We start from the raw sequence: 16,855 nt of genomic DNA, 5'->3' as shown, positions 1-16,855 counted from the left end.
AGCACGATACGGCCGTGTGACAACCGATCTAATACGCTGATCGCGTAGGTCGCAGCGTGGAGGCAGCGATGGAGAGCAAGAACCCCGTATTCAGTCGGCAGGCCAAGGGCCAGCAGCAAGGCTGGGGCGTGCCGACCCCGACCCCTGACCAGCTTCAGGGCATGTACAACACGCCGTCATACGCGCCGCCCGCACAGCGGACGATGACGATTGACGACGTGGTTGTGCGTGGTTTCATCACGCTTGGCACGCTTGTCGTCTCGGCGGCGGTCGCCTGGGTGCTCAACCTCGGCATGGTCGCGGCGATCGCCGGTGTCATCGTCGGTCTGATCCTCGCCCTGGTCATCTCGTTCAAGTCCAGCACCAACCCCGTGCTGATCCTCGGCTACTCGGTCGCCTACGGTGTCGCCGTCGGTGTGATCAGCCACATCTACAACGATCTGTACAGCGGCATCGTCTTCCAGGCGGTGGTCGGTACGGCTCTGGCCTTCGCCGCCATGCTGACCGTTTACTCCCTGCGGATCATCCGCGTGACGCCGAAGTTCACCAAGTTCGTCGTGGCCGCCGCCCTGGGCCTGATGGGCCTCGCGCTCATCAACCTGGTCGCCGGTTTCTTCATCGAGGACGGCATCGGCATCCGTTCCGGCGGCGTGCTGGCCTACGTGTTCAGCATCGCCGCGATCCTCATCGGCTGCTTCTTCCTGCTCCTCGACTTCGACGAGGTCGAGCGCGGGGTGAAGAACGGCGCCCCGGAGAAGTACTCGTGGCTGATGGCCTTCGGCCTGACCGTCACCCTGGTCTGGATCTACCTGGAGATCCTGCGCCTGCTGAGCTACTTCTCCAGTAGCGACTGACGACAGCGCCGGGAGGCCCCGCCGGATTCGTTCCGGCGGGGCCTCCCGTTTTTCTGGGCGTACACGTGAGTGAACGGGAGGCAACGGGGGATAGACGAACCGCGACGGAAGAGAGCATCTCGGGGCTTGCTATCTGGGCTTTCGTGATGCACTGTCGAGCAAAGGAGCCTATCCGTGGAGGTGCCCATGTCGTTGAACCACTCACTGGAGACGCAGAGCAAGCTGATCGCAAGGGTCCCGGACATCACGGGACGCGCACTCCCAGAGTGGTTCCAAGCAATCGACAACGGCCCGTCGTTCCTTCGCTGTGATGAGCGTGCCACCTGGCTCGCCGATGAGCACGGGCTGACTCACGGCTACGCCGCCGCCATTGTGCACGAGCACGAGCGGCACCGCCGTACCCGTTACCTGTAAGTCGCCTATCTCCGCGAAGCCCGCGCCGCCCCCAGTGGTGCGGGCTTTGATGTGCGGGCCATGATGGGGTCATGGATCACGACAAGGCACGCGAATTCATCCGCGCCAACCACCGCGCGATCATGCTGACCTCGCACGCCGACGGCCGCCCGCAGCTCTCCCCGGTCGTCGTGGGGCTCGACGCGGAGGGGAACGCGATCGTCAGCACCCGGGAGACCGCGGCGAAGGTGCGCAATCTCCGCAGGAATCCGCAGGTCTCACTCTGCGTGACGACCGACGCCTTCTTCGGCGGGTGGATCCAGATCGACGGGGTCGCGGAGATCGTTTCCCTGCCCGAGGCGATGGATCTCCTGGTCGGCTACTACCGCGACATCTCCGGCGAGCACCCCGACTGGGACGACTACCGGGCCGCCATGGAGCGGGAGCGGAGGGTGATCCTGAGGGTCGCGATCACCCGCGCCGGCCCCGACGTGCACGGCTGACCGGCCTCCGGCGCGGGGATACCGCGGCCGGGCACCCGGGGCACGGGTGCCCGGCCGGGTTCAGCTGAGGCGCTCCAGGACCATCGCCATGCCCTGCCCCCCGCCGACGCACATGGTCTCCAGGCCGATCGACCTGTCGTGGAAGGCGAGGCTGTTGATCAGCGTGGAGGTGATGCGGGCACCGGTCATCCCGAAGGGGTGGCCGACCGCGATGGCGCCGCCGTTGACGTTGAGCCGGTCGATGTCGATCCCGAGGTCCTGGTAGGACGGGATGACCTGGGCGGCGAACGCCTCGTTGATCTCGACGAGGTCCACGTCGCCGATGGCCATGCCCGCCCTGGCCAGGGCCTGCTTCGAGGCCTCGACCGGGCCCAGGCCCATGATCTCGGGGGACAGGCCGGTCACCCCGGTGGAGACGATCCGGGCGAGCGGGGTGATGCCGAGCTCGGCGGCTCTGACGTCGCTCATCACGATCACGGCGGCGGCGCCGTCGTTCAGCGGGCAGCAGTTGCCCGCGGTGACCGTACCGTCGGGCCGGAAGACCGGCTTGAGCTGGGAGACCGCCTCGTAGGTGGTCCCCGCGCGGGGACCGTCGTCCCTGCTCACCACGGTCCCGTCGGGGAGGGTCACCGGGGTGATGTCCCTCTCCCAGAAGCCGTTGGCGATGGCCTTCTCCGCCAGGTTCTGGGAGCGGACGCCGAACTCGTCCTGCTCCTGCCGGGAGACGCCCTTCAGCCCGGCGAGGTTCTCCGCCGTCTGGCCCATCGCCACGTAGACGTCGGGCACCTGGCCGTCCTCGCGCGGGTCGTGCCAGACCCCCTTGCCGCCCTCGGCGGCACCGAGCGAGCGGGCGTGGGCGTCGCCGAACAGCGGGTTCATCGTGTCGGGCAGCGAGTCGGAACTGCCCTTGGCGAAGCGGGAGACGCACTCCACGCCCGCGGAGACGAACACGTCACCCTCACCGGCCCGGATCGCGTGCAGGGCCATCCGGGTGGTCTGCAGCGAGGACGAGCAGTAGCGGGTCACGGTGGTGCCCGGCACGCCGTCCAGGCCGAGCAGGGTGGCGACCACCCGGCCCATGTTGAAGCCCTGCTCGCCGCCCGGCAGGCCGCAGCCCAGCATGAGGTCGTCGATCGTGGTCGGGTCGAGCTGGGGGACCTTGGCAAGCGCGGCCTGGATGATCTGTACGGTCAGGTCGTCGGGGCGGATGTCCTTGAGGGACCCCTTGAAGGCGCGTCCGATGGGCGAGCGCGCGGTCGCGACGATGACTGCCTCGGGCATGTGGCTCTCCTGGGTTCGTGTCTACTCCTCCAGCGGAGCGTACCGCGCGGTATGCCCGAAGCCACGTCCAGGGGGCGTGGTAACAGAACTTTGTACGGGACGCGCAGGGCCCCGTCCCGCCGGGGACGGGACGGGGCTCCGGATGTCAGCCGTACATGCCGGGGGAGGTGCCGTCGCCGTCCCTGATCCCGTGGAGGCCGCCCTTCTCGTCGCGCCACATCCGCCAGCCGTTCTGGCTGCCGGTGAACCAGAGGGGCGGGACGCGGGAACCGGACACCCGCTTGCCGTCGGCCAGCCTGTACTCGCACAGCGAGGCCACCGAGTAGAAGCCGGGGTTCTGGCCCTTGAGCGCGAGCGGCTTGGGATCGGTCACGCAGAAGGACCAGGCGCGCTCGTCCTTGACGTCGGCGTTGCGACCGGTGGGCAGGTCGAAGACGTTGCCCGGCTTGTCGTGCCGCAGGAAGCCGACCTTCTCCATACGGGACGGGAAGGCCAGCCACCAGCCCTGCTCGGGAACCTGCTCGGCGGAGATCTGGCCGAGCACCCGGCCGCTGCCGGCCTCCAGCCGGGCGAACCCGCCGTACCGGCCCTCCTGGTCGACCGGGCGGACCACCGGCGCGAAGCCGGGGCTGCCGCTGGGGTAGACGCGGACCACCGACGGGCGCATCCAGTTGACCGTGCCGTCGGCCAGCCTGACGGAGAACAGCCCGAAGGCGGACACCTTGCTCGTCTTCGGGTTGGTGTAGGGGGCGACGTATCCGACGAGGTTTCCCGCCGTCGCGCCGAAGGCCCAGCCTCCCGACAGGTCCACCCCGGAGCCGAGGGGCTGTTCGACGGGGAGACGCCAGACGACCTTGCCGGTCTTCAGGTCGTGCGCCTCCAGGACGGGATGCCGGGCCAGGCGGAGGAACACCACGCGCGAGGCGTCGGACCACTCGGCCTCGGCGATGCCGGGGATCTTCCACATGGCCTTGCCGGTGGCCGGATCGAGGACGACGACGCGGGCGCTCGCCAGCGCGGTGTTCTCGGACACGCACACGAACGCCCCGCACCGCTGCGGGCCGAAGGTGGAGTGCACCGGGCGGCTCCACCTGCGCTCCCCGGTCCTGGCGTCCAGGCCGACGAGCGTGGCCTTCCAGCGGCCCCGCCTGGCGGGGTCGATCGTCACCGCGACGGCCTGCCCCGCGGAGGTCTCGACGATCGCGGGGGCGGGCACCCCCATCCCCGGCAGGCGGCCCGCCATGGTCGAGGGATGGGCCCACAGCCTCCTGCCCGTGGCGAGGTCGAGGGCCACCGTCTCCAGCGTGCCGTCGGGTTTCATGGAGGTCGTCGTGGCGACGCCACCGGCGGTGGTGGTGCGGCTGACCGCGTTCACCTCGGTGTTGTGCCAGGTGGGATGGTCAGGGGTGGCCGCTTCAGTGCCGGAGCAGCCGCCCAGGGTCAAAGCTCCGGCGAGCACCAGGGCCGGTTTCGCGAGGGGCCGGATCACGGGTATTCCACTCCAATGCGGGCGAGGCGTTACGGCTTCGCAGCGGAGGGTGACCGTGTTCAGGCGTCGTTGGGCCGCATCCACGGCCTTCGGCCGAGCATGGTCACCCACCGTCCGTGAGGTCCGGTCGCTCGTCCGGCGACACGGGTCGCGGAGACCTCGGCGCCGGGCTCCTCCGCGGCCTTGGCCGCCGCGAGGTAGATCGACTCAGCGCGCCGGGCCCGGGGCTCGGGCCAGAGTTCCAACGCACTGCATACGGAAGGTAGCACCGCGTAAGCAATCTGGAGATAACCTTGAGCAGATGGGTGATAATGATCAAGGCCGAACATCTCCGCGGGGTTGGCGTCGAACTCCGGTCCCAGCAGGTCGGCGAAGGCCACCGTCCGCCCGCCCGCCTCGACCACGGCGACGGTCTGCGCGGCGGCCAGCTGGCGGCTCCACCGCCGCGTCACCCAGCGCAGCGGCTGCGCGATCGGCCGGACCGTGCCCAGGTCGGGGCAGGTGCCCACGACCACCTCCGCCCCCGCCTCCCGCAGCCGCCTGACCGCCTTCTGCAGGTGCCGTACGGCGTGGGCCGGCCTGCTCTGCGAGGTGACGTCGTTGGCCCCGATGAAGATGACCGCGATCTCGGGCCGGGCCCTCAGCGCCTCGTCCACCTGCTCGCCCAGCTCCGCGGAGGTCGCTCCCGACCTGCCCGCCACGGTCAGCCGCACCGGCCGCTCGGCGATCACGGCCAGCCCGCCGGCGATCAGTACGGCGGGCGTCTCCGCGGGGTCGGAGGTGCCCAGGCCGACGGAGGTGGAGTCGCCGAGCATGACCATCCTGACGGGCTCGCCGCCGAAGGCCCCGTACACCCCGTCCGACGGCGGACCCTCCATGCCGTGCGGGCGGCCGACGGCGCGGCGGGCCACCAGGGCCTCGGCCAGCAGCAGGCCGTAGGTCGCCGCGCCGAGCGCGGTGAGGCCCCCTCCGCCCAGCGCGGCCGCCGCGGCGACGCGGCGGGCGACTCTCGCCGTACCCGGTGTCCAGATCACGTGGCGTCGCTCCCTCCGTACGGGGCGGTAGCGTTGCCTTTGGTAACACAGCCGAGTCCCCGCCACCCCCAATGGGATCACGGCGATCACAACAACAAGCTGACCGAGCTTTGGTATTTCGAGGTGATATCCCGGTGCGCGTACATGACTCGCTCGTCGAGCTGATGGGCAACACCCCTCTCGTCCGACTGCACAAGGTGACGGAGGGAATTTCCGCCCAGGTGCTGGCGAAGGTGGAGTATTTCAACCCCGGAGGGTCGGTGAAGGACCGCATCGCGGTCCGGATGATCGACGCCGCCGAGCAGTCGGGGGAGCTGCGGCCGGGGGGCACGATCGTGGAGCCCACCTCGGGTAACACCGGGATCGGCCTGGCCATCGTGGCCCAGCAGCGGGGATATCGTTGCCTGTTCGTGGTGCCCGACAAGGTGGCCCAGGACAAGATCTCGGTCCTGCGCGCCTACGGTGCCGAGGTCGTGGTCTGCCCGACGGCGGTCTCTCCCGACCACCCCGACTCCTACTACTCGGTCTCCGACCGGCTGGCCAGGGAGACGCCGAACGCCTGGAAGCCGGACCAGTACTCCAACCCGCGCAACACCGAGAGCCACTACCACTCCACGGGCCCGGAGATCTGGGACCAGACCGAGGGCAGGATCACCCACTTCGTGGCGGGCGTGGGCACCGGGGGCACGATCAGCGGCACCGGCCGCTACCTCAAGGACGTCTCCGGCGGCCGGGTCAGGGTCATCGGGGCCGACCCCGAGGGCTCGGTCTACTCCGGCGGCACCGGGCGGCCGTACCTGGTGGAGGGCGTCGGCGAGGACATCTGGCCGGCCAACTACGACACCACGATCTGCGACGAGGTCATCGCGATCTCCGACAAGGACTCCTTCAACATGACCCGCCGCCTGGCCCGCGAGGAGGCGCTGCTGGTGGGCGGCTCCTGCGGCATGGCGACGGTCGCGGCGCTGCGGGTGGCCGAGCGGGCCGGGCCTGACGACGTGATCGTGGTGCTGCTGCCCGACGGCGGCCGGGGCTACCTGTCGAAGATCTTCAACGACGAGTGGATGGCCGACTACGGCTTCCTGACCACCTCCAGCGAGGAGGGCCTGGTCAAGGACGTGCTGACCCAGAAGAGGTCCGGCATGCCGGAGTTCGTGCACACCCACCCGCACGAGTCGGTCGACACGGCCATCTCGATCATGCGCGAGTACGGGGTGTCGCAGCTTCCGGTGATGAAGGAGGAGCCGCCGGTCATGGCCGCCGAGGTGGTCGGCTCGATCCTGGAGCGCGACCTGCTCGACGCCCTCTACCGGGGCCGGGTGCGGCCGACCGACCCGCTGGCCGACCACATGTCGCAGCCGCTGCCGACGATCGGCGCGGGGGAGCCGGTCTCCATCGCCGTCGAGGCGCTGGAGAAGGCCGACGCCGCGGTCGTCCTCGACGACGGCAAGCCCGTCGGCCTGATCACCCGTCAGGACCTGCTGGCCTTTCTCGCCAGCCACTAGCAGCCACCAGCCCGGCTTCCCGCCGGGTTCTCCGCCTTCTCCGGCCCCGGAGATCCGAAGGTCCCCGTGACCGGGTCTCCGGGGCCGCGCCTTTCGAACCGCGTCTTCGGGGACGGAGGGGCCGCGTCTTCAAGGGTCTTCAGGGGTCTTCAAGGACGGAGGGGGCGCGGAGAGGGCAGGGAGATCGCGGGGCTCAGAGCGGAAACTCCGCCATCACCTCCCAGGCCCCGGAGGGGGTAAGCCCGGCCATGAGACGTCCGCCGAGAGCCTCGACGCGCTCGGCCATGCCCACCAGGCCGAACCCGCCACCGAGGCGGGAGATCCTGGCGTCGGCCGTCGAGCCGTAGTTGCGCACCCGCAGCCGTACGGCGCCTCCGGTGGCCGAGGTGCCTCCGGAGACGCCGTCGCCGGCCGGGGGGCCCGCGGAGGCGTAGGCGGTACGCCGGCCCCGCGGGTCCTGGCCGTTTCTCGTCCTCGCGCGTACGCTCTCGGCCCAGGCACGCAGGTCGGAGCCGTCGGTGAGCTTCAGGTCCGCCTCGACCCAGCCGGTGCCGGGGGCGTGCCTGCGGACGTTGGTCAGCGACTCCTGGAGGACCCGGTGCAGGGTGGTCATCACCTCCGGGGCCACGGTGCCGTCGGCGATGCCCTGGCCGATGTCGAAGGTGACCCGGGGGCCCGCGGCGGAGAAGCGCTCGACCATCGTGCGCATGTCCATGAGCGTGCTGCCCGGTGAGCGGGCGGCCTCGTCCTCCGCGCGCAGCACGCTGACCAGGCGGCGCATCGAGGTCAGCGCGTCGGCCCCGGCGTTGGCGATCGCCTCCAGGGAGGGGACCACGGCCTCGGGCTTCTGCTCGGCGACGACCTTGGCGGCCTGAGCCTGCACCACGATCCCGGTGATGTGGTGGGCGACCAGGTCGTGCAGCTCCCTGGCCAGCTCCAGGCGCTCGGACCGCCGTACCGTGTCGACGGCCTCCCTGCGGCGCTCCAGCTGGAAGCGGAGGTAGGCGCCGATACCGGCGGCGAAGGACCAGCAGACGAAGAGCAGGAAGCCGACGGCCATCGCCGGCTCCGGGCCGGTGGAGTTCAGGCGAGTGGCGGAGGCCTCGAGCACGACCATCGCCGCCAGGGAGAACAGCGCGGCCCGCCGCACCGGCTCGATCGCGCGCAGCCCGCCGACGGTGAGGACCAGCAGCGACCCGATCTCGGCCGCGCCGGGACTGCCGTCGCCCTTGGTGATCCCGATGAGCAGGGAGGACAGGAACGAGACCGTCAGCAGGGTGACGAATCCGCGGACCCGCCAGCGACGGCGTCGCACCACCGCCACGACGCCCACCAGACCGCACACGGGGCTCAGCAGTATCGCCGGGTTGAGGCCGCTCGTCGCCGACACCACGTCGATCAGCAGGAGCAGGAGGAGCCAGCCGATCAACGCGATCTCGCTGAGTCGTTTGACCCAGTAGATCAGCCGGTTCGTCTCTCCCACGGTCCCCGAGCCTAAGCCTCGGGGGGGATATGTCATATCGGCCGTTCGGCCGAACCGTTCCCGGGAGAACCGGTCCTTCAGCGGAGGCGGCGCCGGGAACCCGTCGCCGATCCTTGAAAGGTCGAAGGGGGAAAGAGATGACCGTCATCGGGATCGTGCTACCGGATTCGTCCACAGTGCTCCGATGTTCACGCCGGAGGTGAAGTGAATCCTCTCGCATGGCGGGACAGGCGCCGATCCGCCGCCACGGCGGATTGGTGCCTGGTACGTTGCTCGGGTCAGGTACCGCCGGGTGTGCGGGAACGGAGTTCGTGAGGACTCGAAAGCCTGTGGAGACCCGATAAGACCATCTCGATGGCTCAGGTCGATGAAGCAGGAAGCCACAGAGGTGTCGCGCGAGTGACACGGGCTGAATCCTCGGCATTTATGCCGAAGAGCACGTCAAGAGTAGCGTTGGCCCCATGAACCATGGATTCGAGACGTTGGCCATCCACGCAGGTCAGGAGCCCGACCCCTACACCGGGGCCGTGGTGCCGCCGATCTACGCGGTGTCCACCTACAAGCAGGACGGCGTGGGCGGGTTGCGCGCCGGATACGAGTACAGCCGGTCGGCCAACCCGACCAGAAGAGCGCTGGAGGAGGCCATGGCCGCCGTCGAGGGCGGCAGCCGTGGCCTGGCCTTCGCCTCCGGCCTGGCGGCCGAGGACACGGTGCTCCGCGCGATCTGCAAGCCGGGTGACCACGTGATCATCCCGAACGACGCCTACGGCGGCACCTACCGTCTGTTCGCGAAGGTCCACGAGCGCTGGGGGCTGCACTACGACCCGGTGCCGCTGGGCGACCTGACGGCGGTGCTGGCCGCCGTGACCCAGAAGACCAAGATGATCTGGGTGGAGACGCCCACCAACCCGCTGCTCGGCATCGCGGACATCGCGGCCCTGGCCCAGATCGCGACCGAGTGCGGCGCGCTGCTGGTGGTGGACAACACCTTCGCCTCCCCGTACCTGCAGCAGCCGCTGGCACTGGGTGCGGACATCGTCGTGCACTCCACCACCAAGTACGTGGGCGGCCACTCCGACGTGGTCGGCGGCGCGCTCGTCGCGCGGGACGCCGGAGTGGGCGAGGAGCTCGCCTACCACCAGAACGCGATGGGCGCGGTGGCCGGGCCGTTCGACGCCTGGCTGACACTGCGCGGCCTCAAGACGCTCGGGGTGCGGATGGACCGCCACTGCGAGAACGCCGAGCGGGTGGTGGACCTGCTGCTCGCCCATCCGCGGGTGACCTCGGTGCTCTATCCGGGCCTGGCCGACCACCCGGGCCACGAGGTGGCGGCCAAGCAGATGAGGCGTTTCGGGGGGATGGTCTCCTTCCGGATGGCCGGAGGGGAGGCCGAGGCCGTCGAGCTGTGCAACAGGACCAAGCTGTTCACCCTGGGCGAGTCGCTCGGCGGCGTGGAGTCGCTGATCGAGCACCCCGGCCGGATGACCCACGCCTCCGTGGCGGGCTCGCCGCTGGAGGTTCCCGGCGACCTGGTACGCCTGTCGGTCGGCATCGAGTCGATCGACGACCTGCTGGCCGACCTCACCCAGGCGCTGGGGTAGGAGCGGGCACAGGGAGGCGCGGGGAGGGGAACGCGGGCTCCGGGCGGGCCGTCGCCACGAGCGTGTCCGGGCCGCCATGGGTTCAGACGGGCCGCGTCGGGTTCGGCCGGGTGCGGTGGGTTCACGCGGGGCACGACGGAGTCAGGCCGGGCCGCCGGGCGGCTCAGGTCGGGTTGCCCCAGACCATCAGCGCCAGGATGACCACCCAGATCAGCACGATCACGCCGGAGAGCGCGGCGATCCGGCCGACCTGCACCTTGGCGTCGTCGTCCGGGCTCTCGCTGGTGAGAACCCGGATGGCGGTGCTCTGGTCCCGGTCCACCATGACCAGCAGCACCGCCGCGACGATGAAAAGCGTCATGGATACCGACAGATACGGCTTTCCGAGGAATTCGCGGCCCAGCAACAGCCCGAACAGGAAGACCCCGACGGACGCGAAACCATAGATGCGCGTGGTCTTGTGCAGATAGCGCAGGACGTCGACGTTCTTGGCGCGGATGAATCTGGGAGTGGACATCGTGGCGGCGGTGATCGGCCCCAGGGCGAAGATCGCAAAACCGATGTGCAGCCAGAGCAGCAGGTCTGTCATGCGCCAGACATTAGTATCCGATGATCTCGTCTGGGTACGGCTCGCGCGGTGTCACTCGCCGGCGGGGTCTTCCTTAATGATCGTTTGAAGGACATTCCGGCACAGCGGGCAGGCGTGCTCCGGATCCTTCGCTTTCCTGCAGGTGCTGTGGTCGACCTTCAGCCCGAGCAGCCTGCGCGTTCTCGCGGTGGCCCTGCCGGGCGCGTCACCGGTGATCGTGAAACGCCCGTCCTCGACGTGAATGCTGATCACGACGGCCACAAGGACGATCAGAAAGCCCGCGACGACGATCGCGCCGACTGTCGTGGCCATTATCCACATGGAGCCCTCCGGGGCGTGGGGAACAAGCATTTCCCGGATGTCGCCGCCGTTCAAGACAGGGTCGGCTCACTCGCCTTCGACGGTGTCGTGCCTGTCGCGGGTGTGCGGCATCATGCACAACTCGAAACAGACGCAGACGATGAGCATCAGCGCCACGAGAATTCCCGCGAGCATCGGGCTCACTTCCTCTCCCTTCGGGAACGTGTTTTTCCTTTACTGGGTAGACGGGTCTTGTTTCAACACGGTTGTTACGGAGGGGTCACGGTTTGGGCAAGGGGCGATATCGACCGTACGAGATTGTCGATCTTCGCATTCCGCTCAGAGCACGCCCGGGAGGTTAGTAGGATCGTGGGCGAGCTCGTTCCCGTGTGATGAGACCGGCGGCGGTGAAGCCGTGGTCGTGCCGGGTGGGCGTTCCATCGAACAGAGTAAGACGGCACAAGGGAGTGCCCCCGTGGGTGTCAAACATGTTGAGCCGTATACCGAGGAGTGGCGGGACCAGCCGTGCCACTACGTCGGCCTCGTCGTCGGGGCGCTGGGTGACCAGGTCGAGAGCTGGTGGCAGGGCCCCTGCGACCCGCGCACCGTCACCATCCGCCTGACCGGCGGTGACGCGCTCGTCTGGGACGAGGAGAGCGGCTGGCGCCGTGGCCGCTACGCGAGCGGCGACCCCGCCACCCCCACGGTTCTCACCGACGACCGCTATCTGGGCGGCGGCCTCCTGCCCTCCCCGGAGCGGGTCCCCTCCGCGATCGCCGACGCCCGCGCGGGCGTCGGCAACAGCACGGCGTGGCGGCCCTGCTACCGCTCCTACCGCCACTATCGCGACGGCTTCGATCTGGCGCTCGACGGCTACGTCGCCTACGTCGGCGCCTGAGGCCCGCAGGGGGCTCAGACTCAGCGGGTGCGGCGGGCCCGCAGGAAGTCGCTCACGACGTACTCTCCCAGGCGGTCGGCGCCGGGGGAGAAGACCCGGCCGCCGTTGCGCCGCCCGACCTCGTTCACGAACTCCTTCAGGCGCTCGTCGTCGGCCAGCATGAAGACGTTGAGCGTCGCCCTGCGCCGGGTCATCTTGTCGACCTCGGCGAGGGTCAGCTCCAGCGTCTCCTGGGTCGGCGGCCACTCGAAGGCCGCCGAGCCGTTGCGCCGCAGGTGGGCGGTGGGCTCACCGTCGGTGACCACGAGCACGACCGGCTCGAAGTCGGGGTGGCGGTCCAGGTGGCGTCCGGCGATCAGCAGGGCGTGGTGCAGGTTCGTCCCCTGGACCATGTCCCACTCCAGGCCCGCCAGCTCGTCGGGCTGCAGCACCCGGGCGTAGTTGGAGAAGCCGATGATCTGCACCGAGTCCTGGGGGAACTTCGAGGCCACCAGCGCCTGCAGCGCCATCGCCGTCTGCTTGGCGGCGGCCCAGGTGCCGCGCAGCGCCATCGAGTAGGAGAGGTCGACCAGCAGGCACACCGCGGCCGCCGTGCGCCGCTCGGTCTCGGCCACCTCGAAGTCGTCGACGGACAGGGTCACCGCGCCGCCGATCCCGGCGCGCCGGACCCCGTTGATCACCGTACGGACCACGTCGATCGGCTGCTCGTCGCCGAACCGCCAGGGCCGTGAGGAGCCGGTGAGCTCACCGGCCGAGCCCGCGTCCACCTGGTCGTGGTCGCCGCGGCGCCCGCTCTCCAGGGAGGCGAAGACGCGGCGCAGCGCGGTCTCCCCCAGGCGCCGTACGGCCTTGGGGGTGAGCTCCAGCTTGCCGCGCCGGCGGAGGAGGTAGCCCTGCTGCTCCAGCTCGCGCTCGACCTGCTTGAGCGCCTCCAGGTCGTCGACGGCCGACCGGCCCAGGGCGCGCCGGATCGCCGCCTCGTCGATGTCGTCCATCCGGGCGCCGGGGTAGTCCTGGCGGAGCGCGGCCTCCAGCTGGGTCAGGTCGGCGAGCTCGTCCAGGGCGCCCACGGCGTCGGACATTCCCATCGGCTCATCGCCGCTCAGTCGCTCCGGGGTGTTCCAGGCCAGGTCGGGGCGGCGGGCGTAGAGGGACTCGCCCAGGCGGCGCATCTGCTCGTCCAGCCCGGCCTGCCGGAGGGTCTGCTCGATCAGCTGGTCGAGCTCCTCACGCTGGGCCGGGGTCAGGGAGGCCAGCAGGCGCTGGGTGGCCGCGGCCCGCCGGGCCAGGGTGTCGACCAGCTCCTCCAGGTTCCGCGGCGACTCCGGGAACATGTCCCCATATTTCGACATGAACTGCTCGAAGTCGGCTTGGGTGTGCTCACCCCGGGAATCCCGGTCGAGCATGTCGTTCAGATCGGACATCATCTCCCTGACCCGCTCCATGGCGGCCGGGTCGGGGTTGGCCAGAGACTGCCGCATGCCGCGGAACTGGCTGTCGAGCACCTCCCTGCGCAGCAGGTCGCGCAGCTCCTCGAAGGTCCGCTGGGCGGCGGCCGAGCGCCACTGATAGGTGCCCAGCTCCCGGATGGCGCTCGCGGTGTCGTCGGGGAGGGCGGCCAGCTCCGCCTCGCGCAGCCTGGCCTCGTCCGAGGGGTCGGGGAACAGCTCGGCCCGCTCCTGGCCGATCGCCTTGTCCAGCAGCGCCCTGGCCCGCTCCAGCGTGCCGTCGAGACGGCCGCGCTCGCGCACCTCGCGGCGGCGCCGCCGCACCTCGCGGAGAAGATCCTCAAGGCCACGACGGTCCCGCGCGCCCGGCAGGCCCTCCTTGAGCAGGTCGCGCAGGGCGTGCGCGGGATTGGAGCCGGACAGGATCGCGTCGCCCATCCGGTCCAGCGCCGAACGGACGTCGTACGGCGGGGCGAGCGGGTCGGGCCCGTCCCGGTATTCGCCATAGCGATAGCTCATGCAGACACCTCAGGTGCGGTAAACCGTCGTGCCGTCCACCTCGTCCTTGGACAGCCGGCGCAGGAGGTAAAGGCCCTCCATGGCGAATTCCAGCGCGGCGGCGGCGTGCCCGGGGGACTCGTCGCCGATGCCGAGCTGGGACATGATCCTTGCCAGCCCCGGAACGGGGCCGATCCTGCGCAGCAGCTCGGCCGCGGGGACCGCCACCCCCGACTCGACCTGGACGCCCTCGGAGAACCTCTCCAGCAGCGGGTTCAGGTCGGTGCCGCCGATCGTGCCGCGGAACGTCTCGGCCACCGCCCTGCGCAGCAGGTGCGAGAGCACCTCGGTCTCCCGGCCCTCCTCGCTGACCTCGAACTCCACCTTGCCGCGCAGCGTGTGCACGATTCCCGGCAGGTCGGCGACCCTGGCCACCGCGTGGTCCTCGCCGGTCAGCGCCGCCCGCCGTACGGCGGAGGCCGCCGCGGTCTCGGCGGCGGCGATGGAGAAGCGGGCCGAGACGCCCGAGCGCGCGTCCACCGCGGTGGACTCGCGGACCAGCCGGGTGAAGCGGGCGATCACCTCGATCAGGTGGTCGGGCAGGTCGGCGCCCACCTGGTCGAGCGCGGCCTCCTGACGGATCAGGACCAGCTCGGTCTCGATCGACAGCGGGTAGTGGGTGCGGATCTCGGCGCCGAAGCGGTCCTTCAGCGGGGTGATGATCCGGCCGCGGTTGGTGTAGTCCTCGGGGTTGGCGCTGGCGATCAGCAGTATGTCCAGGGGCAGGCGCAGGTTGTAGCCCCTGACCTGGATGTCGCGCTCCTCCAGCACGTTGAGCAGCGAGACCTGGATGCGCTCGGCCAGGTCGGGCAGCTCGTTGACGGAGAACACCCCGCGGTTGCTCCTGGGGACCAGGCCGTAGTGGACGGTCTCCGGGTCGCCGAGCGTGCGCCCCTCGGCGATCTTGATCGGGTCGATGTCGCCGATCAGGTCGCCGACGGAGGTGTCGGGGGTGGCGAGCTTCTCGCCGTACCGCTCGTCCCGGTGCTTCCAGGAGATCGGCAGCTCCTCGCCCGCCTCGCCGGCCAGGCGGCGGCAGCGGACGCACGAGGGTTCGTAGGGATGGTCGTTGATCTCACAGCCCTCGACGACGGGGGTCCACTCGTCGAGGAGCCCGGTCACGGTGCGGATCAGCCGGGTCTTGCCCTGACCCCGCTCACCGAGCAGGACCAGGTCGTGCCCGGCGAGCAGCGCTCGCTCCAGGTATGGCAGGACGGTGTCGTCGAAGCCCACGATGCCGGGGAACCGCGGCTCCCCCGCCCGCAGGCGGGTCAGGAGATTCTCACGGATCTCGGCCTTTACCGTACGGTGAATATGGCCGCTCGCGCGAAGCTCGCGCAGAGTACGTGGCTCTGGGATTTGAGGCACGGGGTCGAGCCTACGTCCACAACGCCCGATCCGGCACTCTCATCCCTCTTTCGGATCTTGACTATTGCGGGCGGTCAACACGAGTGCTTGTCTCGGCAGTGGGGAGAATCGCTCCAAGACAAGGCATCGGGCGGCTCCCGGATCGGGGAGCCGGGGCGATCTCGGAAGGGGCCGCCACGTGGGATCTCCGGCGCCCGCGGTTTCGCGGCGCTGACGGGCCTCACGGCCTCGGTTCACGGCAGTTCACGGCAGTTCACGACAGACTTCAGGGCTTCAGGGCGAGCTTCGGACGCTCCCCGGCGAGCCACCGGGCAAGGGACAAGAAGGAGAGGCGAGACGAGTGGCGCTGATGACGAGCCGTTTCGCCGACGGCCTCGCGGTGGGGTCCGATCTGGTCTCCGCGGCCGAGGCCGCGGTGCGCCAAGCCCTGTCCGGCCTGTCCGGACCGGCCGACCTGCTCTGCTTCTTCATCTGCGGGGACGATCCCGACGACGTCTCCCGCGCCGGGCTGCGCGCGATGAGCATGGCCCCCGGCGCCGCCGTCGTCGGGTGCAGCGCCACCGGGGTCATCGGCGACGGGCAGGGGGTCGAGGTCACCCCCGCGGTGAGCGCCTGGGCCGCCTCCCTCGGCGGGGCCCGGCTGACGACCTTCGCGCTCGACACGCTGAGGACCGGCGACCGCTTCGTCGTGGTCGGCCTGCCCGACCGCGCCCCCGACGACCACGCGGCCATCCTGCTCGCCGACCCCTACAGCTTCCCCACCGACGGCTTCGTCGAGCGCTCCGAGGAGGTCATGGGGAACCTTCCCCTGATCGGCGGCCTGGCCAACGCGATCCAGGGCCGCGGCGCGGTCCGGCTGTTCGTCAACGGGGAGATCCACACCGAGGGAGCCGTCGGGGTGCTGCTCAGCGGTGCCCTCAACGTCAGCACCGTGGTCAGCCAGGGCTGCCGCCCGATCGGCCCGACGATGGCCGTCACCTCCGTCGAGGACAACCTCCTGCTCGAACTCGCCGGGCAGCCCGCCCTGGCGCGGCTGGAGGAGATCGTCAGCGCCCTGGACGAGGACGACCGCGACCTGGTCGCCTCGGGCCTGCAGATCGGCATCGCCATGGACGAGTACGCCGAGAAGCACGAGCGCGGCGACTTCCTGATCCGGGGCGTGCTCGGCATCGACCCAGAGCGGGAGGCCGTGGCCATCGGCGACGTCGTCGAGATCGGCCGCACCGTCCGCTTCCAGGTCCGCGACGCCGCCACCGCCGACGAGGACCTGTACGAACTGCTGGACGCGCACCGCGAGGAGTTCGGCCGGGTGGACGGCGCCCTGCTGTTCTCCTGCAACGGCCGGGGCTCGGCCATGTTCGGCAGCGCCGACCACGACGCCGTCGCCGTCCGCGAGACCCTGGGCCCCATCGGGGTGGCCGGGTTCTTCGCCGCCGGAGAGGTGGGCCCGGTGGGCGGCCACAACCACGTCCACGGCTTCACCGCCTCGGTCCTGGTCTTCTCCTCACGCGCTCCGGCCGACGGCTCGTGACGACTGCGGAGACCAGTGGC

The 16,855-nt window shown here is 70.2% G+C and carries 15 protein-coding genes; 7 read left to right on the top strand and 8 right to left on the bottom strand.

Annotated features, from left to right (window positions below; all coding sequences use genetic code 11):
* Window positions 1-68 precede the first annotated feature (68 nt).
* From OG587_RS01350 to OG587_RS01340, 3 genes are all read left to right on the top strand, one after another.
* Window positions 69-854, top strand: a complete 786-nt coding sequence (locus OG587_RS01350) for a Bax inhibitor-1/YccA family protein (RefSeq protein ID WP_329086036.1) — start codon at window positions 69-71, stop codon at window positions 852-854.
* A gap of 186 nt (window positions 855-1,040) precedes the next feature.
* Entirely contained in the window at window positions 1,041-1,268 is a 228-nt protein-coding gene (locus OG587_RS01345) for a DUF4287 domain-containing protein (protein ID WP_329093696.1), read from the top strand.
* A 71-nt stretch (window positions 1,269-1,339) separates the two neighbouring features.
* On the top strand, window positions 1,340-1,750 hold the full coding sequence (locus OG587_RS01340; protein WP_329086034.1) for a PPOX class F420-dependent oxidoreductase: 411 nt from the start codon (window positions 1,340-1,342) through the stop codon (window positions 1,748-1,750).
* 60 nt (window positions 1,751-1,810) lie between these two features.
* Here OG587_RS01340 and OG587_RS01335 read toward each other — a convergent pair whose 3' ends face one another.
* The 3 genes from OG587_RS01335 to OG587_RS01325 form a co-directional block, all read right to left on the bottom strand.
* Entirely contained in the window at window positions 1,811-3,031 is a 1,221-nt protein-coding gene (locus tag OG587_RS01335; protein ID WP_329086032.1) for an acetyl-CoA C-acetyltransferase, read from the bottom strand.
* 145 nt (window positions 3,032-3,176) lie between these two features.
* Entirely contained in the window at window positions 3,177-4,520 is a 1,344-nt protein-coding gene (locus OG587_RS01330) for an outer membrane protein assembly factor BamB family protein (protein ID WP_329086030.1), read from the bottom strand.
* A gap of 59 nt (window positions 4,521-4,579) precedes the next feature.
* A complete protein-coding gene (locus OG587_RS01325) occupies window positions 4,580-5,554 on the bottom strand; it encodes an SGNH/GDSL hydrolase family protein (protein ID WP_329086028.1) in 975 nt (324 codons plus the stop codon).
* A 134-nt stretch (window positions 5,555-5,688) separates the two neighbouring features.
* On the opposite strand from OG587_RS01325, the gene OG587_RS01320 reads away from it, so the two are divergent.
* Entirely contained in the window at window positions 5,689-7,059 is a 1,371-nt protein-coding gene (locus OG587_RS01320) for a cystathionine beta-synthase (protein WP_329086026.1), read from the top strand.
* A 193-nt stretch (window positions 7,060-7,252) separates the two neighbouring features.
* Here OG587_RS01320 and OG587_RS01315 read toward each other — a convergent pair whose 3' ends face one another.
* Window positions 7,253-8,542 carry a sensor histidine kinase gene (locus OG587_RS01315; RefSeq protein ID WP_329086024.1) on the bottom strand — a complete coding sequence of 430 codons (1,290 nt, stop codon included), beginning with the start codon at window positions 8,540-8,542 and terminating at the stop codon, window positions 7,253-7,255.
* Between the two features lie 461 nt (window positions 8,543-9,003).
* Here OG587_RS01315 and OG587_RS01310 point away from each other — a divergent pair, with 461 nt between their 5' ends.
* A complete protein-coding gene (locus OG587_RS01310; RefSeq protein WP_329086022.1) occupies window positions 9,004-10,143 on the top strand; it encodes a cystathionine gamma-synthase in 1,140 nt (379 codons plus the stop codon).
* A 163-nt stretch (window positions 10,144-10,306) separates the two neighbouring features.
* Here the strand turns inward: OG587_RS01310 and OG587_RS01305 are convergent, their stop codons facing one another.
* Window positions 10,307-10,732 carry a hypothetical protein gene (locus tag OG587_RS01305; RefSeq protein ID WP_329086021.1) on the bottom strand — a complete coding sequence of 142 codons (426 nt, stop codon included), beginning with the start codon at window positions 10,730-10,732 and terminating at the stop codon, window positions 10,307-10,309.
* Between the two features lie 51 nt (window positions 10,733-10,783).
* Complete coding sequence (locus tag OG587_RS01300) at window positions 10,784-11,107, bottom strand: hypothetical protein (RefSeq protein WP_329086019.1); 324 nt, start codon at window positions 11,105-11,107, stop codon at window positions 10,784-10,786.
* Window positions 11,108-11,507: 400 nt separating this feature from the next.
* On the opposite strand from OG587_RS01300, the gene OG587_RS01295 reads away from it, so the two are divergent.
* A complete protein-coding gene (locus OG587_RS01295) occupies window positions 11,508-11,930 on the top strand; it encodes a DUF6292 family protein (protein ID WP_329086017.1) in 423 nt (140 codons plus the stop codon).
* Window positions 11,931-11,950: 20 nt separating this feature from the next.
* Here the strand turns inward: OG587_RS01295 and OG587_RS01290 are convergent, their stop codons facing one another.
* Window positions 11,951-13,897 (bottom strand): vWA domain-containing protein, encoded by a 1,947-nt coding sequence (locus OG587_RS01290; protein ID WP_329086015.1) that lies wholly within the window; start codon window positions 13,895-13,897, stop codon window positions 11,951-11,953.
* Between the two features lie 9 nt (window positions 13,898-13,906).
* Window positions 13,907-15,304 (bottom strand): sigma 54-interacting transcriptional regulator, encoded by a 1,398-nt coding sequence (locus tag OG587_RS01285; RefSeq protein ID WP_329086013.1) that lies wholly within the window; start codon window positions 15,302-15,304, stop codon window positions 13,907-13,909.
* A 349-nt stretch (window positions 15,305-15,653) separates the two neighbouring features.
* Between OG587_RS01285 and OG587_RS01280 the strand changes: the two genes are divergently transcribed.
* Complete coding sequence (locus OG587_RS01280; RefSeq protein ID WP_329093694.1) at window positions 15,654-16,835, top strand: FIST signal transduction protein; 1,182 nt, start codon at window positions 15,654-15,656, stop codon at window positions 16,833-16,835.
* Window positions 16,836-16,855: the final 20 nt, after the last annotated feature.

This window comes from Streptosporangium sp. NBC_01469 (assembly GCF_036227305.1).
Lineage (GTDB): Bacteria > Actinomycetota > Actinomycetes > Streptosporangiales > Streptosporangiaceae > Streptosporangium.
This window is presented reverse-complemented; position numbering and strand designations above follow the sequence as displayed.

Bases quoted from the DNA above. Each gene is read 5' to 3' on its own strand.
- OG587_RS01345 (WP_329093696.1), top strand. From the start codon at position 1,041: ATGTCGTTGAACCACTCACTGGAGACGCAGAGCAAGCTGATCGCAAGG.
- OG587_RS01305 (WP_329086021.1), bottom strand. From the start codon at position 10,732: ATGACAGACCTGCTGCTCTGGCTGCACATCGGTTTTGCGATCTTCGCC.
- OG587_RS01340 (WP_329086034.1), top strand. From the start codon at position 1,340: ATGGATCACGACAAGGCACGCGAATTCATCCGCGCCAACCACCGCGCG.
- OG587_RS01335 (WP_329086032.1), bottom strand. From the start codon at position 3,031: ATGCCCGAGGCAGTCATCGTCGCGACCGCGCGCTCGCCCATCGGACGC.
- OG587_RS01310 (WP_329086022.1), top strand. From the start codon at position 9,004: ATGAACCATGGATTCGAGACGTTGGCCATCCACGCAGGTCAGGAGCCC.
- OG587_RS01290 (WP_329086015.1), bottom strand. From the start codon at position 13,897: ATGAGCTATCGCTATGGCGAATACCGGGACGGGCCCGACCCGCTCGCC.
- OG587_RS01280 (WP_329093694.1), top strand. From the start codon at position 15,654: ATGACGAGCCGTTTCGCCGACGGCCTCGCGGTGGGGTCCGATCTGGTC.
- OG587_RS01350 (WP_329086036.1), top strand. From the start codon at position 69: ATGGAGAGCAAGAACCCCGTATTCAGTCGGCAGGCCAAGGGCCAGCAG.